This window comes from Bradyrhizobium sp. Arg237L, assembly GCF_029990105.1.
In the GTDB taxonomy this organism is placed as follows: Bacteria; Pseudomonadota; Alphaproteobacteria; order Rhizobiales; family Xanthobacteraceae; genus Bradyrhizobium.
On sequence record NZ_JAQMIL010000048.1, the window covers coordinates 40,432 to 64,974 of the forward strand.

The window sequence follows — 24,543 nt, forward strand, 5'->3', positions numbered from 1 at the left end:
GCCGCGCTGTTTCATTGTGCAGTGAACAATAGAGGCTCCCTCCCATGTCGTCCGAGAGTGCGGTCACCGCGGCGGAAACGCCCGCGGCCAGTGGACATGGAGAGGCGCATTCCACGGCGGGGTTCGGAGCGCTGACGCTCGGCAGCATCGGCGTCGTCTACGGAGACATCGGTACCAGCCCGCTCTACGCTCTTCGCGAAGCCGTTGTGGCGGCAAGCGAGCATAGTGGCGTCGCCACGACGCAGGCCGTGCTCGGCGTGCTCTCCCTGATCCTGTGGGCGCTGATCGTCGTCGTCACGCTTAAATATGTGGTGATTCTGCTGCGCGCCGATAACCACGGCGAGGGCGGAACGCTGGCGCTGATGGCGCTGGCCGAACGCGCCGTTACCAAGGGCGCCGGCGCGGTCGTGATGCTCGGCATCATCAGCGGGGCCTTGTTCTACGGCGACGCGGTGATCACGCCGGCGCTGTCGGTGCTGTCGGCGATCGAGGGCATCAAGCTCGTCACCGCGACCTTCGAACATTATGTCGTGCCGCTCACGGCGTTGATCCTGGTGGCGCTGTTTGCCGTGCAGTCCCACGGCACCGCCCGGGTTGCTGCGTTTTTCGGACCCATCATGTGTGTCTGGTTTGCTGTGCTGGCGATCGCAGCCGTGCCGCAGATCATCAGACATCCTGAGGTCCTTTTGGCCTTCAATCCGCTCTACGCGGTCTCCTTCATGCTCCATCACGGTGTGATCGGGTTCGTCACCCTCGGCGCGGTGTTTCTCGCCGTCACCGGCGCGGAAGCGCTCTATGCCGATCTCGGGCACTTCGGCAAACGGCCGATCCAGGTCGCTTGGCTGTTCATCGTGCTGCCGGCGCTGGTGCTGAATTATATGGGGCAGGCGGCGCTCGTCATCGTCGACCCCAAGGCGATCGAGAATCCGTTCTTCCTGATGTTCCCGGATTGGGCGCTGATCCCGATGGTTGTGCTCGCCACCATCGCGACCGTCATTGCAAGCCAGGCCGTCATCACCGGCGCCTATTCGCTGACGCGCCAGGCGATCCAACTCGGCCTATTGCCGCGCTTCGAGATTCGCCACACCTCGGAGGCCCATTCGGGGCAGATCTTTATTCCCCGCATCAACCGGATGCTGCTCATCGCGGTGTTGTTGCTGGTCGTGATGTTCCGCTCCTCCAGCGCGCTGGCCTCGGCCTATGGCATCTCGGTGACCGGCACCATGGTGGTCACGGGCATGATGGGCTTTGTCGTGGTGTGGAAGGTCTGGCGATGGTCGCCGCTCGCCGCCGCCGCATTGATCGCGCCCTTCCTGTTTCTCGATCTCACCTTCCTGACGGCAAACCTGCTGAAGGTGCTGGAGGGCGGTTGGGTGCCGCTGGCGCTCGGCGGCGCCGTGATGCTGCTGATGTACACATGGCGGCGCGGCAGCCGGCTGCTGTTCGAGAAGTCGCGCAAGCTGGAATTCCCGCTCGCCGACCTCATCGCGATGCTGGAGAAGCGGCCGCCGCAGCGCGTCTCCGGCACGGCGGTGTTTCTGACCAGCGATCCCGCCAGTGCGCCGACCGCGCTGATGCATAGTCTAAAACACTACAAAGTGCTGCATGAGAAGAACGTCATTCTCACCATCGAGACCGCGCCGACGCCGCGGATCGACCCGTCCGAGCGAGTGCGAATGGAGCAGATCAGCCCGACCTTCTCCAAGGTGACGCTGCGCTTCGGCTTCATGGAATCGCCGAACGTGCCGAAAACGCTGGCGATCGCCCGCAAGCTCGGCTGGCAGTTCGACATCATGTCGACCTCGTTCTTCCTGTCGCGGCGCTCGCTCAAGCCCGCCGCGCATTCCGGCATGCCGCGCTGGCAGGACCATCTGTTCATCGCGCTCAGCCGCGCCTCCAACGACGCCACTGATTATTTCCAGATTCCGACCGGCCGCGTCGTCGAGGTGGGAACGCAGGTGACGATCTAGCCTTTTTGCCGGCCCTAAGCCGTTCGCGGTGCTTGATTTTCCCTGCGCAAGAGGCGACTTTGCCCCCGAAACAGGGGGCTGGCTGAGCCCATGAATTGTCTGGAGAACGCGCGTGGCCGACCACAAGGTGCATGATCTAACGCCCCAGGAGGTGTCGAAGGGAATAGCGGATGGACGCTATCTCCTGGTCGACGTCCGCGAGCCCAACGAGGTCGCTTCCGAGGCCTATCCTGATAGCGTCGTGGTGCCGCTGTCGACGTTCGATCCGGACGAGATTCCCGATCCGCAGGGCAAAGAGGTCGTGTTCGCCTGCCGCTCGGGCAAGCGTTCGGTGACGGCATCGCTTGCGGCGCAGTCGGCGGGGTTGCCGTACGACCAGCATCTGGCAGGGGGCATGTTGGCCTGGAAGGCGGCGGGATTGCCGACCAAGACGGGCGGCTGACCTTTCCATGACTTCCATGAACAAGGTCTTCTCGGACCTTCCCGTCACCATTTTCGAAGCGATGTCGCAGCTCGCGCGCGACAACAACGCTATCAATCTCGGCCAGGGTTTTCCGGACGATCCCGGTCCGGAGGACATCCGCCGCGCGGCCGCGGACGCTTCCGTCAACGGCTACAATCAGTACCCGTCGATGATGGGTATCCCCGAGCTCAGGCAGGCGATCGCGACCCATTACGGCCGCTGGCACGGACTTAGCCTCGATCCCGTGACGGAAGTCATGGTGACCTCGGGCGGCACCGAAGCGCTGACATCATCGATCCTGGCCGTGGTCGAGCCGGGCGATGAAGTGGTCGTCTTCCAGCCGGTGTACGATTCCTATCTGCCGATCATCCGTCAGGCCGGAGGCATTCCGCGCCTGTTGCGGCTGGAGCCGCCGCACTGGCGGCTGAACGAGGAGATGCTGCGGAGCGTCTTCAACCGCAAGACCAAGGCGGTGCTGTTCAACAATCCGCTCAATCCTTCCGCCGTGGTCTATCCGCGCGAAGACCTCGAACTGCTGGCGCGGTTCTGCCAGGAATTCGACGTGGTCGCGATCTGCGACGAGGTCTGGGAGCACGTGATCTTCGATGGCCGCGAGCACATCCCGCTGATCACGCTGCCGGGCATGCGGGACCGCACCATCAAGGTCGGCAGTGCCGGCAAGATCTTTTCGCTCACCGGTTGGAAGATCGGTTTCGTCTGCGCCGCGCCGCCGCTTCTGCGGGTTGCCGCCAAGGTGCATCAGTTCCTCACCTTCACCACGGCGCCCAACCTGCAGGCGGCGGTGGCCTACGGGCTCGGCAAGGCGGATGCGTATTTTCACGACATGCGCAAGGATCTGGCGCGGAGCAGGGATAGGCTGACAAAAGGGCTCGAGAGCCTCGGCTTTCCCGTCCTGAAATCGCAAGGCACCTATTTCCTCACCGTCGACCTGTCGCCGCTCGGTCTGAATGAGACCGACGAGGCGTTCTGCCGGCGCATCGTGACCGACTACAAGGTGGCCGCGATCCCCGTCTCGGCCTTCTACGAAAAGGATCCGGTAACCTCGGTTGTACGTTTTTGCTTTGCAAAGCAGGATGCAACCCTCGACACTGCGCTCGAGCGTCTGTCGGACGCGGTGCGCCGTCGAAAGAGGTAGGGAGATGCACGAGCAGGGCCGTCATTCCATTTGTCTCGCCGCCCTCTTTGCCGCGGCTCTGCTCGTCTCTTCATCCGCCCGCGCCGAGGAACGCACGGTCAATTTCTACAATTGGTCGAACTATGTGGCGCCGGGGGTGCTCGCGGACTTCACCAAGGAGACCGGCATCAGGGTAACTTACGACACCTTCGACGCCAACGAGACGCTGGAAACGCGGCTGCTCGCGGGCAAGTCGGGCTACGACGTGGTGGTCCCGACTGGTTATTTCCTGCAGCGCCAGATCACCGCAAAGGTCTTCCTCAAGCTCGACAAGTCGAAACTGCCGAACCTCACCAATGCTTGGCCGGTGGTGACGAGCGAGCTCGCGACCTACGATCCCGGCAACAATTACGCCGCCAACTACATGTGGGGCACCACCGGCATCGGCTACAATGTCCAGATGGCGCAGAAGATTCTCGGCCCCGATGCCAGGATCGATAGCTGGGACATGGTCTTCAAGCCGGAGAATCTCGCGAAGTTCAGGGATTGCGGCATCCATATGCTGGACTCCGCCGACGACATCCTGCCGGCGGCCTTGAACTATCTCGGCATCGATCCGAACTCCACCAAGCAGGCCGATCTCGAGAAGGCCGCTGACCTCGTCAGCAAGGTCAGGCCTTATGTTCGCAAGTTTCATTCTTCGGAATATCTGAGCGCGCTCGCCTCCGGCGAGATCTGCTTCGTGGTGGGCTGGTCAGGCGACATCATGCAGGCGCGCAGCCGCGCGGTCGAAGCCAAGAACGGCGTCGAAATCGGCTACACCATCCCGAAGGAGGGCGCGCAGATGTTCTTCGACAATCTCGCGATTCCCGCCGACGCCAAGAACGTCGCCGAGGCCCATGAGCTGATCAACTACCTCTACCGGCCGGACGTCGCTGCGAAGAACTCGAATTTCCTGTCCTACGCCAACGGCAACCTGGCCAGCCAGAAGCTGATCGATCCCAAGATCCTCGACGACAAGAACATCTATCCGGACGAAGCGACGCAGAAGAAGCTGTTCGTCATCACCGCGCGCGACCCCGCAACCCAGCGGATCATCAACCGGCTGTGGACGAGGGTGAAGACGGGGAAGTGAGGCTCGCTGTCGCGACGCTCTCCGTCATTCCGAGCGCAGCGAAGCAATCCATAGCGCCACAAGTGGAGGCATGGATTGCTTCGTCGCTACGCTCCTCGCAATGAGGGGCGGTATAGGCTTCAGCTCACCGCCAGCGGCGGTGCAGCCAGAGCCACTGGTCCGGATATTCGCGCACCCAGCCTTCGATCACGTTGGTGACGGCCTGCATCGTGCCCTGGATATCGATCTCTCCGGACGCATTGAACACGGGCTTCACTTCCTCTGACAGTTCGCCGCGGAAGCGGTTATTGGGCAGGCGGATGATGCGGGCGCCGTGGATCGGGCATTCGACCTGACGCCGGAGCCGCGCCAGCGTCGGGTTGGCCTTGGTCTTGCGGCCGAAGAAGGTGACCTGGACGCCGTTGGTCAGATATTGGTCGACCAGCATGGCGACGTGCTTGTTGTCTTGCAGCGCCTGTGCAAGCCGGAGCGGCGCGTCGCGGCCGGCGGGGATCAGCGTGCCCATCTTGATCGCCCGGATCTTCTCGATCGCGCGGTCCGCGGCTTCGCTGTTCGGCCGTCGGAACAGGATCGCGGTGTCGAGCCCGTGCGCGACAGCCGCCAGCGCCGGCAATTCCCAATTGCCGAGATGCGCGGCAAAGATCAGCGCCGGCTTGCCGTCGTCCCTGATCTGGTCGAACAGCTCGATGGTCCGCGGCGGCAATTCGATGCGGCTGTTTTCGGGATGGTCGCGGTCGTAGTCCCAGATATGGTCGAGATGGGCGAACTCGGCGCCGATGCGGCCGAGATTGTCCCAGACGCCGGCCAGGATCTTCTCGATCTCCTCAGGCGATTTTTCCGGAAACGCGGCCTTCAGATTCTCGCGACCGATCCGGTCCTCACGCAGCCTGCGACCGATGAAATGCGCGGCGCGCCCGAAGAAATCGGCGGTCTTGAACGGATCGAAGCAGCGCGTGGTACGCAACAGCGCGATCGTCAGCGCGCCCACCGCCGCGTCGCCCACGGGCTTGACGGCGTCGCGAAGGCGCGCGCGGGCGCGAAGGAGCTGCAGGCGGTTCATCGCGACAAGCGGCGCGGCGTTTGGTTGAGCATGATCTCTTCAGAAAACCGGAGACCAGTTCCTCGGATCATGCTCTAGGCCGGCTCGCGTGTCAGGATCAATGAGGCGTTCTGCCCGCCAAAGCCGAACGAGTTGGACATCACGGCAGTGACGCGGGCGTCGCGCGCCTTGTTGCCGACCACGTCGAAATGAATGGTCGGATCAGGCACGTCATAATTGATGGTCGGCGGAATCCGCTGATGCTCGAGCGTGAGCAGCGAGAACACCGCCTCGACCGCACCGGCCGCGGAGATTGTGTGGCCGACCATCGACTTGTTCGACGACACCGGAATCTTCGAGATCTGCTCGCCGAACACCGCCGAGGTCGTCAGATATTCCATCTTGTCGTTCTCGGGCGTCGCTGTCCCGTGCGCGTTGATGTGGTCGATCTGTTCCGGCTCCATCCCGGCGTCAGCCAGCGTCTTGCGCATGCAGCCGATGATCGGCTTGCCGTCCGGGCTCGAGCGGGTGCGGTGGAACGAATCAGTCAGTTCGCCGCAGCCGGCGACGACGCCCAGGATCGTCGCGCCGCGCGCGGTGGCCGCCTCATAGCTCTCCAGCACCAGCGCGCCGGCGCCTTCGGCCATCACGAAGCCATCGCGGTTCTTGGAGAACGGCTTTGACGCTCCCTGCGGCGGATCGTTCTGCGTCGACAGCGCCGAGAGCAGGGAGAAGCGGACCACGGCTTCCGGATTCACCGAGCCGTCGGTCGCAACGCACAGGGCCGCATCCGCCTCGCCGCGACGGATCGCCTCCACGCCGAGCTGGATCGCGGTTGCGCCGGAGGCGCATGCGGTCGACAGCGAGATCGGCGAGCCCTTGGTACCAAAGTTCTCGGCGAGGTGTTTTGCGACCGAACCGAACATGAAGCGATCATGATAGGGGGCGAATCTGCCGCCGCCGCTCGCGCGCAACATGTCGTAGTAGTCGAACTCCTTCTTGTCGATCGTGCGCCCGAGTTCGAGCCGTTGCGGCCATTCGGTCTCGACCGGCGCGACTGCGAGGAAGAGGGGACCTGGAAAGTCACCCTTGCTGCCAATACCGGATTGCGCCAGCGCCTCTTCGGTGGCGATTTCGGCGATGCGCTCGGAAAGAAGAGTCGAGGTGAAGGGATCGACGGTGACGAAATCCACCGTTCCGGCCATCGTGGTCCTCAGTCCATCGATCGGAAAACGGGTGACCGTCTTGATGCCGGATTCGCCGGCAACGAGCTTGGCCCAATTGTCCGTCTTGCCGCCGCCGAGCGACGTGACGATGCCCATGCCGGTCACGACAACGATCGGCCTGCCAAATTTATCGCGTGGTGTCGCCATGCTTCCCCCGTCGATGCTGCGCGAATGCGCCCTACTTGACGGCCTCAACCAGGGCCATCCCTTCGCCCTGCCAGTGACCGGTTCCCATCACTACAATCTGGGTCGGCGGATCCGACTTTTCAACCTCGAACCCGGTCGGATCGTTCGGCGGAAACAGCGCGCCGCGTGAGACCGAGAGCGCCGCCAGGGCAACGCCGAGCGGGAATTGGGCCTCCACGGTGTGGCCGAACATCGTTCCGGTGGCGCGCACGGCAAGGCCCTGGTGCTGGCGCAGGAACGCGCGCTCTTCCGACGTGACGGGCTCGGCGCCGGTGGCGCCGGTGACGACCACGCCGACATCGTCGCCGACGCCGAGTTTCGACCACAACGCCTCCAGCGACTTCGTCACCGCGCCCGGCTGCTTGCGCTGCGCGAGGTCGGCGACCACCTTGGAGAGCTTGGCATAAGGCTTGGCGCCGCGCGCCTCGGCGTGCTCGCGGGATTCCAGCACCAGGAACGCGCCGGCGGAGCCAAGCGCGAATCCGCTGTTGTTCTCGCGGGCCCAGACCGGCGCGAACTCGCCGGTCAGGTTGAAGTCGCCGAATTCAAACAGGACGAGCAGGTCGAGGCGTTCGCCATTGTAGGCGCCGCCAACCAGCGCAATGTCGCTCTGGCCGGCCTCGATGCGCGCCAGCGCAATCCGCGCCGCGTCGATGCTGGAGGCTTCCTCACCCATGAAAGTGCGCGAGGTGCCGCGGACGCCATGAACGATCGCGATATTGCCGGCGAGCAGGTTGGAGAGCTGCGCCAGGAACAGCGTCGGACGCAGTTCGCTCATCAGGCGCTCGTTGAGGAAGCCGGGGCTGAAGTTGCCGCGCGCGTCGGCGTTCAGGATCGCCGTATCGACCGCGAGGTCGCGCTCGCCGCCGCCAGCCGCGACGATCATGTCCATGCGGGACAGGATTTCCTGATTGCCTTTGACGCCGGCCGAATCCAGCGCCAGCCCCGCGGCATAGGTGCCGATGCGCTGCCAGGCTTCCATCTGGCGCTGGTCGCCCTTCTTCGGGATCTGCGCGTCGAAGCTGACGGGGGCGAGCGGATGGACGATGTAGGGCGCGAACCGCTTGTCGTCGATGTTGATGCGCTTGGCGTTGAGCGCATCCCAATGCGCATCCGGTCCTTCGCCGAGCGACGACAGGACGCCAATGCCGGTGATCCAGACTTCCTTCCGCTCAGTCATGCGTCTGTGCCTGCTGCGGAAAGCCGATCTTCTTGGCCATCGCGTCCATGTGCACGCGCAGATCGGGATGGGGGAAGGGGATGTGGCGGAACGTCAGATCGGCGCTGCATTTCAATTCCTTGCCTACCCGAACCTTGGCCGACGTCACCGCAAAGCCCGAACCTTCATGCTCGACCTTGGCCTCGATCGTCAGCACCTCGCCCGGGTTGACGAAGCCGCGCATCTTGGCTTCCTTGATCATCGCGAGAAAGGGCATCCGTTCGAACTTCATCAGGCCGAGCAGCAGCCAGCCGGACGACTGCGCCATCGCTTCCGTCAGGAGCACGCCAGGCATGATCGGATAGCCCGGGAAATGGCCTTCGAAGATCGTGCTGGTCTGCGGAACGTCAGCCTCCACCACGATCGTCTTGTCGCCGATGTTGAGGTCGACGATGCGATCGATGAGCGTGAAATATTCGAGCTGCATGGGGCGCTCGGTTACGAGCCCGACGCCGTGCCCGTGCCTGCGTTCTTGGCCGCGACCAGTTCGTCGATGCGGTCAGCGAGGTTCTTCAGCACGAAGTACTGCTCGGTCGTGGCCTTGCCGTCGTTGACTTCCTGGGTCCACTTCTCGAGTGGCATCTTGATCCCGAACGCCTTGTCGATCGCAAAGGCGATGTCGAGGAAGTCGAGGCTGTCGATCCCCAGATCGTCGATGGCATGGCTTTCCGGCTTGATCGTGTCGCGCGGGATATCGCAAGTCTCGGCGATAATGTTGGCGATCTGCTCGAATGTGGAAGACATCACTAAGCCTTTGATATATTGGCGGTAAATTCCGGGACGGTCGGGAGGTGGCGGGCGGCGTTGTCCCGAAATGCCCTGTTCCCCCGGGCGGACTCGAGTGCCCGTATATCGGAGCGGGGCCGCGAGTTCAATGGAGCTTGGCCTTGTCTGTGGAGCCGCTTTGCTAGGCAGCAGATACCGCTGCGGTTCCAGCGCTAGCCCCTCGGCATCACTGAAATCCGTGCGCAGTCACGCCGGCCCATCAGGACGCAATCCTGGGTTTTGCGCAGGTCGGCGATGCTCACGGCCAACCAGATGCCGATTGCGGTTAGCGCCACCGTGAAAGCGAAGGCCGCGATATTGGCCAGCATGCGCTGGCGGAAGTCATCGGGCTCCTCGCGCGGGCGCTCGTAACGGGAAAGGTCCTGGGCGACTTGTCCGGGCTTTCCCGCCTCAAGCGGTTGCTCGTGGCGGGCGGGCGGATGGGCGGAGGTGCGCGGTCGGAATTTGAGCACCACGTGCTCGCCGTCCGAGCTGATAGGCCGCTGGATTTTCACTGCCGTCCGTCCGCAGAAGTTGTGATCCTGTTTAGCACGCCGTGCGCGCCTCTCACGTAAAATATTGGTGCGCGTTCTCGCAACGTGACCCCGCGGCACTTCATGGAACTGATGGTGGGGCGATGGGCGCAAGGCATCGCGGCGATGTGTGCGATGCACCCTCGCGCGCGACGTGGGGGATCCTCCGTTCACAGCTCGTCGAGACGGGAGACCGAGGAATTCAATCCCTGGTGGCGCCGTGCCATAGTGGAACCGGCCCTCGATGGTTTCCGTCGGCAGCAATAGGGAGTTGAACCATGGCAAATACGCGTGAGCCGATTCTCAAGCCGGTTACGATCATGTCCCTGCGCCCGACTCAGATGACGGTCGGCATGAGGGAGGTGAAGGAGAAGCGCCAGCGTTGGCGCGAGCACAAGTCGGCGAAGAAGCGCGCCGAAATGCTGGGCCAGCACATGATCCCGGTGGTGCTCGGGCCCGATGAGCGCCACTACGTCGTCGACCATCACCATCTCGCCCGCGCGCTGCACGATGAGGGCGTCAAGGATGTGCTTGTCACCGTGATCGGCGATCTCACCATGGTCCAGCGCGATGCGTTCTGGGGCGTGATGGACAACAAGCGCTGGGTCTATCCCTACGACGCCAAGGGTGATCGCAGGCATTTTCGCGATCTGCCGAAATCGGTGGTCGACCTGAAGGACGATCCGTTCCGCAGCCTCGCCGGCGAACTGCGCCGTGCAGGCGGTTTTGCCAAGGATACTACGCCATTCAGTGAGTTCCTGTGGGCGGATTTCCTGCGTCGCCAGGTGGCGCGCAAGCTCGTGGAAGCTGATTTCGACACGGCAATGGAGAAGGCGCTCGCCGCGGCGAAGAGCAAGGACGCGATCTACCTGCCGGGCTGGTGCGGTCCGGCGTCGGATGAATAGAGCGTTTTCGAGCGAAGTGGACGCCGGTTCGCGTGAAGAAAACGCGTCAGAACAAGAATCTAGAGCTTCGGTTCTGATTCAATCAGAACCGAAGCTCTAGCGGCCTGTCGGCGGCCGCGGTGGCGTGCCGTGTTCGTCCGAATCGCCGTTGCCGCCCAGTGCGCGATGCAGGAAGCGCTCGGTGCGGCGGCCGACGGTCAGGAGCACGAGCGCGATAACCAGGACTGTCGCGACGATCCGCCACTCTCCGGCTCCGGAGACGATACCGATACAAGCGGCCAAAAAGGCGCAGGCGGCGCTCGTCAATCCACGGACGCGGAAGTGTTCTGTCTCATGGACGATGACGCCGGCGCCGAGAAAGCCGATGCCGGTCAGAATGCCCTGGATCACACGGCTGGTCGCGTCGGTGATCCTGCCGACCTCGGTGAACTGCACGGCGACCACCACGACTGCCGCGGTGGACAGTCCGACGATGCCGAGCGTCTTCAAGCCGATCGGCTTGCCTTGCAGGTCGCGGTTGAGGCCGATCAGTCCGCCCGCCAGCGTGGCGACGCCAAGACGCAGGATGATGTCGCTCCATTCAAGCACGCGGCATACCTCGGCGGCCGGCTATTTCGGCAGCCGTCCCATCATGTAGAACTCGTCGTTCGGGCGCATCGCGGTGAAATTCGCCATCCGGTTCGACAGCGCAAAGAAGGCCGCAATTGCCGCGATGTCCCAGATGTCGTCATCGCTGAACCCGTGCGCTTTGAGCGCGCCGAAATCGGCTTCCGAGATCGTGCTCGCCTCGCGGCTCACTTTCATCGCGAAATCGAGCATGGCGCGTTGGCGCGGCGTGATGTCGGCCTTGCGATAGTTGACGGCGATCTGATCCGCGATCAGCGGATCCTTGGCACGGATGCGCAGGATCGCGCCATGCGCGATCACGCAGTAGTGGCATTGGTTGGCGGCGCTCGTTGCCACCACGATCATTTCCCGCTCGGCCTTGGAGAGGCCGCTGTCCTTCTCCATCAACGCGTCGTGATAGGCAAAGAAGGCGCGAAACTCGTCGGGGCGATAGGCGAACGCCAGGAAGACGTTCGGCACGAAGCCGGATTTCTCCTGCACGGCGAGGATACGTTCGCGGATATCCTCGGGCAGTTTATCGAGGGGAGGCACGGGAAAGCGTGTTGCGATCGGCTCAGTCATAGGCAGGTTCCGGCTCAAGGCGGTAAGGCTTGGCCGGAACCATAGTCGATGACGGCGCGAGCGCAAGCGCTCGGCCGCAAGGCGCTCAGCGCAGCGGCTTCTTCAGGAGCGAGAAGCGATCGGGATCGAGCCCCATCGAGGGCTGCAGCATCGGCGCGTCCAGCGTCGTGGCGCGCGCGGCGGGCCGCTCGCTGATCGCGGGGTCGTTGGGCACGTCGCGGTGCGAGGTCGCGCCGCGCCAGCGCTCCAGGACGGCCGAGACGAAATGCATGTCGTGGCCGGCGGCAACCGACGGCACGGTCGCGATGGTGGCTTCGCTGCGCGGAAGCTGATGCGGCGGCACCTCCTTGAAGCGCAGCCGCGTCGGCAACGCCACGCCTTCGCCGAACGCCAGCACCTCGCGGGTGCCGAGCGAGGGCACGAACGACAACAGGTTGGCCGCGGCGTCGGAAACCGCCGAGCGCAACAGCGCCTGGTCGCGGTCGTTGGCGAGCCGCATCGTGAACAGCGTGTTGCACTGGGAGATGATGGTGGCATCCAGCTCGGCCGGGCGCTGGGTGACGAGGCCGAGATAGACGCCGTATTTGCGGCCTTCCTTGGCGATACGGGATACGGCCTTGCGGGTCGGGCCGAAGCCGATATTGCGGTCGGCGGACGCGTAGCGGTGCGCCTCCTCGCAGACGAACAATAGCGGCGAGACGCCGTCGCTCCACAGCCCGAAATCGAATGCCATCCGGCAGAGCACGCTCACGACGGAATCGATGACCTCGGCCGGGAAGCCGGCGAGCTGCATCACCGTCATCGGCTTGCCGTTGGCGGGCAGGCGGAACAGGTGGCTGATGACCTCCGCCATCGTGTCGCCGCCGACATTGGCGTTGTCGAACATGAAGGCGTAGCGGGGATCGTTGCGCACGGTCTCGATGCGCGAGATCAGCTTGTGATAGATGATGCGCGAGGAGCGGTTCTCGAGCTTGCCCATGCGCTCGTCGATCAGCGCGATCAGGTCGACCAGACGATAGGGCACCGGCGTATCGACGGTGTAGCCGATCTGCTTGGGATCGATGCGTTTCAGCCCGATGCGGTCGGCATTCTGGTACTGGGTATAGATGCCCTTCGCCATCGGGATGACTTCGGCAAGGATGTCGAGTTCTTCCGGCACGCCGGGGCGGCCGCCGAACAGCACGTCGACGATCTCTTCGAAGTTGAACAGCCAGAACGGCAGTTTCAGGTTGCGTGGGTTGAGCACCTGCGCGCGCTCACCGAAGCAGCGACCGTATTCGTTGTGCACGTCGAGCAGGAAGATGCGCAGGTTCGGCCGCGACTTCAGGATCTCGTTGAGCAGCAGCGACACGCCGGTGGACTTGCCGACGCCGGTCGAACCGAGCACGGCGAAGTGCTTGGACAGCATTTCCTCGATATCGACATACGCGGTGACCGAACGATCCTGCTGCAGGGTACCGACATTGATCTGGTCGGAGCCGCTCGGCGCATAGATCGTACGCAGTTCCTCTGCGTTGATCAGGTCGACGGTGTCGCCGATGGTCGGGTAGTTGGTGACGCCGCGCTGGAATTTGGGACGGTCGCCGCCGAGAATTTCGCCGAGCAGGTCGACGGAAGCGGTTGCGATATAATTGTCGGACGTCGGCAAGTCCTCGCAACTCACCTCCGTGATCATGGCGACGATCACGGAAGACGCACTCCGGATGCTGACGAAGCGACCGACGGTCGCGCGCACTTCCGAAAATGGCATCTGGCTGGTTGCCAGGAGTCCGACGCGGGCTTGCGAGCCGCGCACCGAAATCACACGTCCAAAGGATGTCACAGTTCCGGACCCGGGATATTGCGAGATTGAGCAGGGGCTCCCACTATGGGAAGCGGGGCTGGACAAAGGGTTAAACCGAAGCGGCTCCAGTTTTGCTAAATCCACACCATCCGGGTGAGGATTTGCTTCGCAAGTTAGAGGCTGGCGGAGCAAGTTGCGCGGGAAACCAGGGTTTTCTCGCCAAAACCTGACCCGACCCCTCGCTGGTTCCGATTAACGATCGATTTACCACTTCGGTAGAGCGCGATACCGCTGGCTGCGCCGTCAACCATTCGCCCCGCACGCGGCGGGGTCGCGAAAGGATGATCACGCCGGAGGCGGGGGGTGGGTGCTGGCAAGATGGTCAAGACCTGCTTTCAGGAATGATTTGACGGCGTCCGTTGCACCGGATGCTTCGTCCGACACCAGGTCGAAATGCGCGGACCATACGACCCTGCTGCTGTGGTCCGGGGCGTCCTCGATGCGGAACTCGCCGACATAGTTGCGGATCGGCATCGCGGTTGCCTCCATCCTGTAGCGATAGAAGCGCTCATTCGGCGCGAATTCGATCAGCCGTTCGGTCTGTCGCTTGCCGTCGTGCGTCTCGGCAACCCGCGTGCAGCCCTCGTGGTCTCCTTCGCTTTCCACCCTCGTCAGCATCGGGTGCCATCGGCCCACCGAGCCGAAAGAACCGATCTCCCGCCAGAGGTCTGTCGATTTCTCGCCGATCGGCACGGATACGATGATTTGCGGCATGCGTCAGTTTCCCCGTCATTCTGCTTGCCTCGTGGCGCAAACTATTTCGCGGCGCAGCAGTTCCGGGGGAACATCTGAAAAAAGAGGAGACGCGTCGCCTAGAGGCCAGGGATGTCGTGGTGCCCGCGTCCATGCCCCTGAAAAATTCATCCAGCGCGCCGCTGGCGCCGTCGCGCTCCTTCGCAAAAGAGGCTAGTGAATCCGAACCGTGACGGACGAGTCGTTCGCTGGCGTGGTCCTCTTGTCAGTTTGGAGACGTCAATGCAGCCGGAGCCGATCTACGACCTTGCTCATCTCGGCCACATGGAACTGCTGACGCCAAAGCCGGAGGAGAGCCTGAAATTCTTCGTCGACGTCATGGGCATGACGGTCAGCGGGCAAAAGGGCGAGTCGGTCTATCTGCGCGGCTGGGACGATTACGAACGCTATTCGCTGAAGCTGACAGGGGCGAAGACTTCAGGCATGGGTCACGTGGCGCCGCGCGCTCGCAGCCCGCAGGCGCTGGAGCGTCGTGTCGCCGCGCTCAAGGACTCCGGCTTCGATCTTGGCTGGATCGATGGCGATATGGGGCAGGGGCCGGCTTTCCGCTGCCGCGATCCTGACGGCCATCTCATCGAACTCTACTACGAGACCGAATGGTACCAAGCGCCACCGGAACTCAAGCCGGCGCTGAAGAAGCAGGCGCAGCGCTTTCCCGCACGCGGCGTCAATGTGCGTCGGCTCGACCATCTCAATTGCCTCGCCGTCGACATCAGGGCGAATCGCCTGTTCTTCGAGAATTACCTTGGCTGTCGGCTCACCGAGCAGATCGTGCTCAACGATGGTACGGAAGCGGCGATGTGGATGACGATGTCGAACAAGAGTTACGACTTCGCCCACACTCGCGACCACTACGGCAAGCCGGCCGCTTCCACCATGTCACCTATGCGCTCGACAGTCGCGAAGAGATCTTGCGCGCGGCCGATATCTTCCTGGAGAACGGCGTCCATATTGAGACCGGCCCACACAAGCACGCAATCCAGCAGACCTTCTTCCTTTACGTCTTTGAGCCCGGCGGCAATCGCGTCGAGGTCGCCAACGCCGGCGCCCGCTTGATCCTGGCGCCGGACTGGAAGCCGATCGTCTGGACCGAGGAGGAGCGCAAGAAGGGCCAGGCGTGGGGATTGAAGACGATCGAGACCTTCCACACTCACGGCACGCCGCCGATTGGCGAATGAGTGTGAATCCGCGCCAAAGCCAGGAATAACCGATGGCGACACGCATCGATTTCACCAGCGAAGAATTCTTCCGTGATCCTGCGACCGCTGTCGCGGCGCTGCGAGCCAGCGCGCCCGTGGTTGCCACGCGATTTCCGATCGTGGGCAAGGTCTGGGTCACCACGACCTATGAGACCACCGCAACGATGCTGAAGGATTCCTCCACCTTCACGCTGCGCAAGGAGGACGGGGCGCTGGCGGGACTTCAGTGGTGGATGCCGAAATCCATCGCAACGATCGCCAACAGTATGTTGACCAAGGACGAGCCGGATCACAGCCGCTTGCGCGGCATCGTCGATGAGGCGTTCCGCCGTCGCGCCGTGCTCGAGATGGAGCCGCATATCCGGGCGATCGCGGACGGCCTTGCGGACGAACTGTTCGCATCCGGTAGCCCCGCCGATCTGGTACAGCGCTATGCGCGCATCCTGCCGCTCTCCGTCATCTGCGAGCTCCTCGGCCTGCCAGCGGCCGACCGGCCGAAATTCATCGGCTGGGCGAATGCGATGGGGCAGATTGCCAGCGCCTTCGGCTTCCTGCGCATGCTGTTCATCCTGAGGAAGATGGGGCGCTACCTGGAGGAACGCCTGCAGGCCGCGCGCAAAGAAGGCGGTGAGGGGCTCATTGCCGAACTGGTGCAGGTCGAAAGGGACGGCGGCCGCATCACGCCGGACGAAATGGTCTCGATGATGATTCTGTTGCTCGGCGCGGGTTCCGAAACCACGACGCATCTGATCAGCGGATCGGTGTTCGAGCTGCTGAAGAACCCCGAAACGCGTAACTGGCTGGAGGCCGACTGGAACCGCGCTGCGCTGGCGGTCGAGGAATTCCTGCGCTTCGTCTCCCCGGTGCAATTCTCGAAGCCACGCTATGTGCGGCGCGATGTCGAGCTCGGCGGCGTCGCCCTGAAGAAGAACGATCGGGTGATGGCCATGATCGTGGCCGCCAATTTCGATCCCGCATCGCACCCACAACCCGAGCAAATGGACCTCGAGCGGCGGCCGAACCGCCACATCTCCTTCGGCACGGGCATCCATTTCTGCCTCGGTCACCAGCTCGCGCGGATCGAGGCGATCTGCGCGCTAAAAGCGCTGTTCACCCGCTGGCCAAAGCTTCAGCTTGCGGTTCAGCCGTCGGAGATCCATTGGCGACGCCGGCCCGGGATACGGATGATCGAGAAGCTGCCCGTGGTGCCGAATGCGTGACCGGCGCAGCGTATCGAGACCATGCTAGCCTGTACGACCGGCCGCCGGGGTCGAAGTCGCGAGGAGGCGGTTCTTGGTAGACATCTGGGCAAGGAAATCGACAGCCGACCTGCTGCAGGAGGCGGCAGGGGTGGAAGGAGACGCGCGGGCCTCGCCGCTGCGGCGCACGCTGTCGGCACTCAATCTCGTCGCGCTCGGCATCGGCGCCATCGTCGGCGCGGGCATCTTCGTTCTGACCGGACACGCAGCGGCAGCGAATGCAGGACCTGCGGTGACGCTTTCCTTCGCGTTCGGCGCGATCGCCTGCGCTTTCGCGGGCCTCTGCTATGCGGAAATGTCGTCGACCGTCCCGGTCTGCGGCAGCGCCTATACCTTTGCCTATGCGGCGCTGGGCGAATTCGTGGCCTGGATCATCGGCTGGGACCTGGTCCTCGAATATGCCGTCGGAGCGGTGGCGGTCTCGATCGGATGGTCGGGTTATGCCGTCAGCTTCGCCAGGGATTTTGGCCTTACGATACCGCCGGAGCTCGCGTCCGCGCCGCTGAGCTATGATGCGACCACGCATGCATGGTCGTCGACGGGCGCGATCTTCAACGTGCCGGCGATGCTCATCATCGTCTTCATCACGGCGCTGCTGGTTGCGGGGATCAGAGCGTCGGCGCGGTTCAACAATTTCATCGTCGCGGTGAAGCTGGTCGTCATACTCCTCTTCATCGCCTGCACGATCTCCTCATTCACGACCGCGAACTGGGTCACCGCGAGCAATCCCGAAGGGGCCTTCATTCCGCCGAATGCGGGCGTCGGCGTCTATGGCTGGTCCGGCGTGTTCCGCGGCGCGGCCGTGGTGTTCTTCGCCTATATCGGTTTCGACGCGGTCTCGACCGCGGCGCAGGAGGCGAAGTCGCCGGAGCGCGACATGCCGATCGGCATTCTCGGCTCGCTCGTGATCTGCACGACGCTCTATGTCGCCGTCGGCTTGGTGCTGACGGGCATCGTGCCGTTTGACCGGCTGAACGTTCCCGACCCGATTGCGGTCGGGATCGATGCCGCCGGCGTCGGCTGGTTGTCGCCGATCATCAAGCTCGGCATCCTCTTCGGCTTGACCTCGGTGATACTGGTGATGCTGCTGGCGCAGCCCCGGATCTTCCGCGCCATGGCGCATGATGGATTGCTGCCGCCGGCGATCGCAAACATCCATCCGCGTTTCCGGACGCCTCATGTCGCCACCATCGGTTCCGGCATTGTCGTTGCCCTTCTCGGCGGGTTGCTGCCGATCGGGCTGGTGGGCGAGCTCGTCAGCATCGGCACGCTGTTCGCGTTTGCCGTGGTCTCGATCGGCACAATGGTGCTGCGCGTCGTCGATCCGGACCTGCCGCGTCCATTCCGGGCGCCGGCGATCTGGCTGGTGGGGCCGGCCGCGGCCGCAACCTCGCTCTTCCTGATGCTCAGCCTGCCGATGGACACCTGGATCCGGCTCGCGGTGTGGCTCGTGATCGGCCTAGTGATCTATGCCGCCTATGGCCGCACGCATAGCCGTCTGCGCGCGAGCGATCAGCGCTGACGCGGCGGAACGATTCGGCCCGGAGCAAATTCATCCAAGGCATCGTCCACGCCCGATCGAAATATGCCGGACAGCGCTGCGTCGGCGACATGAAGCTGTGGCGATTTTGCAGATGTGAAGGCGTGTGCTTAGCGTTCGGTGATAGCCTGAGATCGATCAACGAGAGCGGCAAGGGGAAGCGTCAATGAGCGAGCAAACAACCGCCAACCGCGAACGACAACCATCTCGCCGGCATTTTCTGCAAACGGGCGCGGCGGTCGCGGGCGGGGCCGCGCTCGGCGCGACGCCAGGCACTGCGGACACCGGCAACCTTCCGCCCAACATTCCCGAATGGATGAAGGTCCCCGGCGCACCGATGGGCGATCAGCCCTATGGCACGCCGTCGGTCCATGAGAAGGGCGTCGTCAAGAACATCTCCAAGACGCTGCCGCAATACGTTTCCGCCTCCGGCCGCACGCCACTGCAGGAGCTTGATGGCATCATCACGCCGAACGGGCTGTTCTACGAACGCCATCACGGCGGTGTGCCCACCATCGATCCGGTGCAGCACAGGCTGATGCTGCATGGCCTGGTCGATCGCCCGCTGATCTTCACGATGGACGACATCCGCCGCTTCCCCTCGCAGTCGCGGATCCATTTCATCGAGTGCTCCGGCAATCCCGTCTACACCAAGCCCTATGGCAAGACCGCGTCCGATCTCGTCGGCCTCGTGAGCTGCGCCGAGTGGACCGGCGTGATGCTGAAGGACGTCTTGAACGAAGCCGGCCTGCAGAAGCAAGCGAAGTGGCTCGTGGCCGAGGGCGCGGATGCGGCGGCGATGACGCGCTCGATCCCGATCGAGAAATGCCTCGACGATGCCATGCTGGTCTACAGCCAGAACGGCGAGCGGCTGCGTCCACAGCAGGGCTATCCACTGCGCCTCTTGCTGCCGGGCTTCGAAGGCAACATGAACATCAAATGGCTGCGCCGGCTGAAGGCGGTGGCCGAGCCTGTTTATTCGCGCGAGGAGACCTCGAAATATACCGACCTGATGCCCGACGGCACCGCGCGCGAGTTCACCTTCTACATGGAGGCGAAGTCGATCATCCTGCGTCCCTCGGGCAGACAGAAACTGAACGGCGCCGGCTTCCACGAGATATCAGGGATCGCCTGGAGCGGGCACGGCAAGATCAAGCGCGTCGAAGTCTCCGTTGACGACGGCAAGAGCTGGCAGGCGGCCCAACTTCAGGAGCCGGTGCTGACCCGCGCGCTCACCCGCTTCCGCCTGCCATGGCAGTGGGACGGCAATCCCGCCGTGATCCAGAGCCGTGCGATCGACGAGACTGATTATGTGCAGCCGACGCTTGCCGAACTGCTCGCGGTTCGCGGCGTCAATCATTTCTACCACAACAACGCGATCTGGCCGTGGCGCATCGCCGCGAATGGGGAGGTGAGCAATGCGCTGGCCTAGTTCGCACATCGCGCTGCTCGCCGCCGTGATTGCTGGGCTCGCTGTCGCCGCGCAGGCCGAGGAGCGCTTTCATATCGGGCGGGCGGCGACGCCGGCGGAAATCAAGGGCTGGGACATCGACATCGGCCATGACGGATCGAACCTGCCGCCGGGCAGCGGCAACGTCGAGCGCGGCCGCGTGGTTTTCAGTGAACAATGCGCAGCCTGCCACGGCGCCGACGGGCAGGGCGGTGTCGGCGATCGCCTGGTCGGCGGACAGGGCACGCTCGCGAGCGCAAAGCCGGTGCGTACCGTCGGCAGCTACTGGCCCTATGCGCCGACGCTGTTCGACTATATCCGCCGCGCCATGCCGCAGAACGCGCCGCAGTCGCTGAGCGATGAGGATGTCTATGCGGTCTCCGCCTACATCCTCAATCTCAACGGCCTCGTTCCGGCGGACGCCGTGCTCGACGCCAAGACGCTCGCCGCCATCAAGATGCCCAATCGCGACAGGTTCGTCTCCGACCCGCGGCCGGACGTGCGCTAGCTCTACGGCAGCCGTAGCCGAACGGCACGGAAACCGGCGGCCGTGCGGATCACGCCGGCACTGAGCAGCCGCCATATTGCCGCGCCGAAGCCGATCCTCGATGCCGTGCCGAGCGGCGCTTCCGCGCGCGTCGTGGTCGAGAGCGCGTATCGGGCCGCATCCATCGCCGGCTTCTCGATCCAGCGATAGGTGAGTGCGGCGACGGGAACGACGAGGACCACGGAGAGAACGAGCGCGGCCACCAGCGCCTGCGCTGGCGTTCCCAGGACCACCAGCTTGTCGTCATTGTGCCAGACCACCAGTTCGAGGTGGAGCTTGTGGCCGAGGAAGGAGGCGGCGCTGCGCATGATCTGGAAGATGAAGGTGTGGATCATGTAGATCGAATAGGACCACAGCCCGAGCTTCTGCAGCGCAGGCGAGCGGAGTATCGCCGAGATGCTGCCTTGATCGAACGAGAACACGCAGATCACGACCGCGGCGAGCAGTGGAAACAGATATTGCGGTCCGCCGGATGGGGTAACCAACATGAACACAGCAACCACTATCGCGCACGAGACCTCCAATATGTTCGGCATGTCGAGCCGGCCGTTGGAATAGAGGCGCAGGTCATAGACCAGGCATCCCGCGAAGAAGGAGAACATCGCGCGCAGCATGCCCCAATCGCTGGAGACGAACAGCGTACCCGGCGAGCGTTCGTAGAGCTGTATTCCGGCCGCAAGGCAGAGGCCGAGGAAGATCTCGCGCCGACGGCGGGGGAACAGCACGACGATGACCGCGAACAGCATCGAGACGTAGAACTCGACCGCCGCGCTCCAGGCCGGGCCGTTCCAGGTCAGGCCCCCATGCAGGTTGAAGGACTGCAGGAACAGGATGTTGGTGACGGCTTCATAGAGCGTGTGGCCGTTGCCGAACGGAACCGAATCCAGCGCGAACGAACCGTCGGTGCGCATGAAGACGATCTTGCTCACTTCGATCATCACAAACAGCGCCAGCATCACCATATGCAGCGGCCAGAGCCGCGCGAACCGCATCGCCATGAAGCGGATGCCATCGCCGGCATGGTTAAGGCGCTGACCATAGGCGTGACAGAGCACGAAGCCGGACAGGGCAAAGAACATGTCGACGCAGAATTGCAGGTTCACGAACGGCTGGGTGCCCTTCAGCGCATGGTAAACGGGAATATGGAAGAGCACCACGAGCAGCGCGCAGATGCCGCGCATTGCATCAAGTGCCTCAAACCGACCCGTGCCCGAAGATGTCTGTCCCGCCATGATACGCCTCTTTCGCCGGCTGTACGTTTGGCATGTCGTTGAGCAAGGCGGAGGCCAGTGGTGATGGCGGAGCGGCGGGTGATCGGGGTTCTCTGAGGTTTGGTAAATCAGCAGATGATTCGCTTACGCTCGCAATGACGGGAGCCGTCATTCCGGGGCATCGCGAAGCGATGAGCCCGGAATCCATTTCGCCGCTCGCGCCTGCGGCCAGATGGATTCTCTGATGTGCAATTGCACATCATAGCTCGCGCTGCGCGCGCCCCGGAATGACAACGGCATATTGGTACGAGCAAATGGCAGGACTATGCTTCTCCTGCGCTCGTTGATTATCGCGCAGCGTGGGACGCTAACCCGTCCCCTTATGATCTTCTCACCAGCTTCCACCTGCCATCGGCCGTGCGCTTGAGTGCGGGGTCATCGAGGCGGATGTCGCGCGACAGGAAATCGATAAAGGCGCGCACGCGGGCGGGAAGGGGGCCAGCGTGGCCGACATAGACCGCGTGAATATCTTCGCGGTCGCCGGGATTGAGAGCTTGAAGCACCGGCACCAATCGTCCTGCCTCGATGTCCGGACCGATGTGGAACAAAGCAAGGCGCGCCATCCCGGCGCCGCCCAAAACGAGCCGGCGCACGGATTCGCCGTCGCTCGCACGGACCATCGGCGGCGGCAACACCTCTTCGATCCGCTCTCCCTTGCGGAACGGCCAGCCGCGGATCGTGCGCGGAAAGGTCCAGCCGATGCCCCGGTGGTTGGCGAGTTCGGTCGGCGTCTTGGGCGTGCCATGTTTGGCGAGGTAGTCCGGCGAGGCCACGACGGCCATGCGGCTGGTCGCGAGCTTGCGCGCGATCAGCCGCGACACCTGCAGCGGGCCGGCCCGGATCGCGATATCAGCGCGCTCCTGCATCAGGTCGATCACGGTGTCGGTAAGGACGATATCGAGCGTGATCCCGGGATGCTCGGCAAGGAAGCGCGGTACCAGCGGAAGGATATGCAATGTGCCGAACGGGATGTTGGTGTTGACGGTGAGATGGCCTCGCGGCGTCGCGCCGGCGGCGGCTTCATGTTCGGCTTCCTGGATCTCGGCGAGGATCCGCACCGCACGTTGATAGAAGGCTTCGCCTTCCGGCGTGAGCTGCAGCTTGCGCGTGGAGCGATTGATGAGTCTGGCGCCGAGGCGGGCCTCCATCCGCGACACCAGCTTGCTCACGCCAGACGGCGTGAGCCGCAAGCTCCGCGCCGCGGCGGTAAAGCCGGCGCGATCGACGACGCGGACGAACACTTCCATTTCGCCGGAACGGTTGGTGTCTGATCGGACCATGTTGAATTGGTGTCACAAATGATTGGACTTGTCGCCCTCTAATTCTCGTAAGGCCCCGACGCTATTTCCGCGCTTGCGTCCCTTCCAGTCCGGAGCCACATCCTTGCCCATCGCTGTCCTTGCGCTCACCGCCGGTGCCTTTGGCATCGGTACCACCGAATTCGTCATCATGGGTCTTCTGCTGCAGGTCGCTGCCGACATGCATGTGTCGGTATCGGCCGCAGGCCTGCTCATTTCGGGTTACGCGCTGGGCGTGTTCGTCGGCGCGCCGATCCTGACGCTGGCGACGCGGCGGATGCCGCGCAAGGTCGTGCTGCTGGCGCTGATGGCCATTTTCACGCTCGGCAATGCCGCCTGCGCGCTGGCGCCGAGCTACGGGTTGCTGATGGCCGCGCGGGTGCTGACCTCGCTGGCACACGGCACGTTCTTCGGCGTCGGCTCGGTGGTCGCGACAAGCCTCGTCGCCGAGGACAAGCGCGCTTCCGCGATCGCGACGATGTTCGTCGGCCTCACGGTGGCAACCATTCTTGGCGTGCCGTTCGGCGCCTGGATCGGGCTATCGCTCGGATGGCGCGCGGCGTTCTGGGCGGTCACCGCGATCGGCGTCGGGGCCTTTGCCATCGTGGCGCTGTTCGTGCCGAGCCACGTGGGCGAGGACGGCAATGCGGTGACGATACGCGACGAACTGGCGGTGCTGCTTCGTCCGCAGGTCCAGCTTTGCCTCGCCATGACGGTGCTCGGCTTTGCCGGGGTGTTCACGGTCTTCACCTATATCCAGCCGATCCTCACACGCGTTACCGGATTTTCCGATGCTGCCGTATCGCCGATCCTCCTGGTATTCGGGCTCGGGCTGTCTATCGGCAACGTCGCCGGCGGACGGCTGGCCGATCGAGGCCTGCCGCGCGCTCTGATCGGAACGCTGGCAGCGCTCGCGGTCGTCTTGGTCGCAATGACCGCTGTGCTTCCGCTGAAGGTGCTGACCATCGTGCTGGTCGGACTACTCGGTATCGCGGCGTTCGCGACCGTAGCGCCGCTGCAGTTCCGGGTGCTCGAGACCGCCGGCGAGGCCGGACGGACGCTCGCCTCGAGCCTCAACATCGCCGCGTTCAATCTCGGCAATGCATTCGGCGCCTGGGCCGGCGGCGTCACCATCGACCATGGGTTCGGTCTCACCGCGCTGCCCCTGGTTGCGGCGGCGATCACCTCGGCCGGTCTTGCCCTGGCGCTGTGGAGCCTGCGCCTCGATCGGCCGCAGGCCCAGGGGGCGACGTGTCCGGCGGAATAGCGTAATGGTCAGAGGTCTGCGGTCAGAACTTTCGGAGGACCTGGACGGGGAAGGTCGCGTTGTTGGTCTGGCCGCTGCCGTCGGTCCAGAAGCAGTCGACTTGATCGTCCTTGACCGTGTCCACCGTCATCAATGACCCACCTGAGCGCAGGCGGACAAGATCGCCGGGGCGAAATTGGGGCGTAGCGGGTCCGGCGGTCGCGATGCCCTGTGAAGCCGGGGCGGCAAATGCCGGAGCGAAAAAGGGCGCGTTGAGTGACAGGATCAAACCGGCACCGATCGAGAAGCGCTTCATCACTGCGAGCATGTCAGAGCCTCCGTTTCTTCAGAGACGATGAGGTGAGATCTTCAA

General features: G+C 63.7%; 23 protein-coding genes and 1 pseudogene. 11 read left to right on the forward strand and 13 right to left on the reverse strand.

What is annotated here, in order from left to right; genetic code table 11:
- Positions 1-44: 44 nt before the first annotated feature.
- From OZ411_RS26575 to OZ411_RS26590, 4 genes are all read left to right on the forward strand, one after another.
- Positions 45-1,970, forward strand: coding sequence for a potassium transporter Kup (locus OZ411_RS26575; protein ID WP_282530331.1), 1,926 nt, complete (start codon positions 45-47; stop codon positions 1,968-1,970).
- A 112-nt stretch (positions 1,971-2,082) separates the two neighbouring features.
- Positions 2,083-2,412: a rhodanese-like domain-containing protein gene (locus OZ411_RS26580; protein ID WP_282530332.1), complete on the forward strand. Its 330-nt coding sequence runs from the start codon at positions 2,083-2,085 to the stop codon at positions 2,410-2,412.
- 7 nt (positions 2,413-2,419) lie between these two features.
- A complete protein-coding gene (locus OZ411_RS26585) occupies positions 2,420-3,589 on the forward strand; it encodes an aminotransferase (RefSeq protein ID WP_282530333.1) in 1,170 nt (389 codons plus the stop codon).
- 4 nt (positions 3,590-3,593) lie between these two features.
- A complete protein-coding gene (locus OZ411_RS26590; protein WP_282530334.1) occupies positions 3,594-4,703 on the forward strand; it encodes a polyamine ABC transporter substrate-binding protein in 1,110 nt (369 codons plus the stop codon).
- A gap of 124 nt (positions 4,704-4,827) precedes the next feature.
- On the opposite strand, the gene OZ411_RS26595 is transcribed toward OZ411_RS26590, so the two are convergent.
- The 6 genes from OZ411_RS26595 to OZ411_RS26620 all read right to left on the reverse strand — a co-directional run bounded on the left by OZ411_RS26595 (position 4,828) and on the right by OZ411_RS26620 (position 9,653).
- Positions 4,828-5,763 (reverse strand): lipid A biosynthesis lauroyl acyltransferase, encoded by a 936-nt coding sequence (locus OZ411_RS26595; RefSeq protein WP_282530335.1) that lies wholly within the window; start codon positions 5,761-5,763, stop codon positions 4,828-4,830.
- A gap of 74 nt (positions 5,764-5,837) precedes the next feature.
- Complete coding sequence (locus tag OZ411_RS26600; protein ID WP_130580630.1) at positions 5,838-7,115, reverse strand: beta-ketoacyl-ACP synthase; 1,278 nt, start codon at positions 7,113-7,115, stop codon at positions 5,838-5,840.
- Positions 7,116-7,146: 31 nt separating this feature from the next.
- Positions 7,147-8,334, reverse strand: coding sequence for a beta-ketoacyl-ACP synthase (locus OZ411_RS26605; protein WP_130580631.1), 1,188 nt, complete (start codon positions 8,332-8,334; stop codon positions 7,147-7,149).
- Entirely contained in the window at positions 8,327-8,800 is a 474-nt protein-coding gene (locus OZ411_RS26610) for a 3-hydroxyacyl-ACP dehydratase FabZ family protein (protein ID WP_282530336.1), read from the reverse strand. The genes OZ411_RS26605 and OZ411_RS26610 overlap by 8 nt, the downstream gene beginning before the upstream one ends.
- A gap of 11 nt (positions 8,801-8,811) precedes the next feature.
- The gene (locus tag OZ411_RS26615) at positions 8,812-9,117 is read right to left on the reverse strand and encodes an acyl carrier protein (RefSeq protein WP_027583603.1); all 306 of its coding nucleotides are present in this window, start codon (positions 9,115-9,117) and stop codon (positions 8,812-8,814) included.
- Positions 9,118-9,311: 194 nt separating this feature from the next.
- The gene (locus tag OZ411_RS26620; protein WP_282530337.1) at positions 9,312-9,653 is read right to left on the reverse strand and encodes a hypothetical protein; all 342 of its coding nucleotides are present in this window, start codon (positions 9,651-9,653) and stop codon (positions 9,312-9,314) included.
- Positions 9,654-9,949: 296 nt separating this feature from the next.
- On the opposite strand from OZ411_RS26620, the gene OZ411_RS26625 reads away from it, so the two are divergent.
- A complete protein-coding gene (locus tag OZ411_RS26625) occupies positions 9,950-10,576 on the forward strand; it encodes a ParB-like protein (RefSeq protein ID WP_130580634.1) in 627 nt (208 codons plus the stop codon).
- Between the two features lie 96 nt (positions 10,577-10,672).
- Here the strand turns inward: OZ411_RS26625 and OZ411_RS26630 are convergent, their stop codons facing one another.
- The 4 genes from OZ411_RS26630 to OZ411_RS26645 form a co-directional block, all read right to left on the reverse strand.
- The gene (locus OZ411_RS26630) at positions 10,673-11,164 is read right to left on the reverse strand and encodes an MgtC/SapB family protein (protein WP_282530338.1); all 492 of its coding nucleotides are present in this window, start codon (positions 11,162-11,164) and stop codon (positions 10,673-10,675) included.
- Between the two features lie 21 nt (positions 11,165-11,185).
- The gene (locus OZ411_RS26635) at positions 11,186-11,764 is read right to left on the reverse strand and encodes a peroxidase-related enzyme (protein ID WP_282530339.1); all 579 of its coding nucleotides are present in this window, start codon (positions 11,762-11,764) and stop codon (positions 11,186-11,188) included.
- Between the two features lie 85 nt (positions 11,765-11,849).
- Positions 11,850-13,586, reverse strand: a complete 1,737-nt coding sequence (locus OZ411_RS26640; RefSeq protein ID WP_130580637.1) for an ATP-binding protein — start codon at positions 13,584-13,586, stop codon at positions 11,850-11,852.
- A 306-nt stretch (positions 13,587-13,892) separates the two neighbouring features.
- Positions 13,893-14,321 carry an SRPBCC family protein gene (locus OZ411_RS26645; RefSeq protein WP_130583388.1) on the reverse strand — a complete coding sequence of 143 codons (429 nt, stop codon included), beginning with the start codon at positions 14,319-14,321 and terminating at the stop codon, positions 13,893-13,895.
- A gap of 261 nt (positions 14,322-14,582) precedes the next feature.
- On the opposite strand from OZ411_RS26645, the pseudogene OZ411_RS26650 reads away from it, so the two are divergent.
- The 5 genes and pseudogenes from OZ411_RS26650 to OZ411_RS26670 all read left to right on the forward strand — a co-directional run bounded on the left by OZ411_RS26650 (position 14,583) and on the right by OZ411_RS26670 (position 20,316).
- Positions 14,583-15,538: pseudogene (locus OZ411_RS26650) on the forward strand (catechol 2,3-dioxygenase).
- Positions 15,539-15,570: 32 nt separating this feature from the next.
- The gene (locus OZ411_RS26655; protein WP_282530340.1) at positions 15,571-16,779 is read left to right on the forward strand and encodes a cytochrome P450; all 1,209 of its coding nucleotides are present in this window, start codon (positions 15,571-15,573) and stop codon (positions 16,777-16,779) included.
- A 73-nt stretch (positions 16,780-16,852) separates the two neighbouring features.
- Positions 16,853-18,340 (forward strand): amino acid permease, encoded by a 1,488-nt coding sequence (locus OZ411_RS26660; RefSeq protein ID WP_282530341.1) that lies wholly within the window; start codon positions 16,853-16,855, stop codon positions 18,338-18,340.
- Between the two features lie 184 nt (positions 18,341-18,524).
- Entirely contained in the window at positions 18,525-19,790 is a 1,266-nt protein-coding gene (gene soxC, locus OZ411_RS26665) for a sulfite dehydrogenase (RefSeq protein WP_282530342.1), read from the forward strand.
- The gene (locus OZ411_RS26670) at positions 19,777-20,316 is read left to right on the forward strand and encodes a cytochrome c (protein WP_282530343.1); all 540 of its coding nucleotides are present in this window, start codon (positions 19,777-19,779) and stop codon (positions 20,314-20,316) included. The genes soxC and OZ411_RS26670 overlap by 14 nt, the downstream gene beginning before the upstream one ends.
- 2 nt (positions 20,317-20,318) lie before the next feature.
- On the opposite strand, the gene OZ411_RS26675 is transcribed toward OZ411_RS26670, so the two are convergent.
- A complete protein-coding gene (locus tag OZ411_RS26675; RefSeq protein ID WP_282530344.1) occupies positions 20,319-21,587 on the reverse strand; it encodes an acyltransferase in 1,269 nt (422 codons plus the stop codon).
- Between the two features lie 359 nt (positions 21,588-21,946).
- Positions 21,947-22,906: a LysR family transcriptional regulator gene (locus OZ411_RS26680; protein WP_282530345.1), complete on the reverse strand. Its 960-nt coding sequence runs from the start codon at positions 22,904-22,906 to the stop codon at positions 21,947-21,949.
- Positions 22,907-23,009: 103 nt separating this feature from the next.
- Here OZ411_RS26680 and OZ411_RS26685 point away from each other — a divergent pair, with 103 nt between their 5' ends.
- On the forward strand, positions 23,010-24,191 hold the full coding sequence (locus OZ411_RS26685) for an MFS transporter (protein WP_282530346.1): 1,182 nt from the start codon (positions 23,010-23,012) through the stop codon (positions 24,189-24,191).
- Between the two features lie 22 nt (positions 24,192-24,213).
- Here OZ411_RS26685 and OZ411_RS26690 read toward each other — a convergent pair whose 3' ends face one another.
- On the reverse strand, positions 24,214-24,498 hold the full coding sequence (locus OZ411_RS26690; RefSeq protein WP_130582532.1) for a DUF2158 domain-containing protein: 285 nt from the start codon (positions 24,496-24,498) through the stop codon (positions 24,214-24,216).
- Between the last annotated feature and the right edge of the window lie 45 nt (positions 24,499-24,543).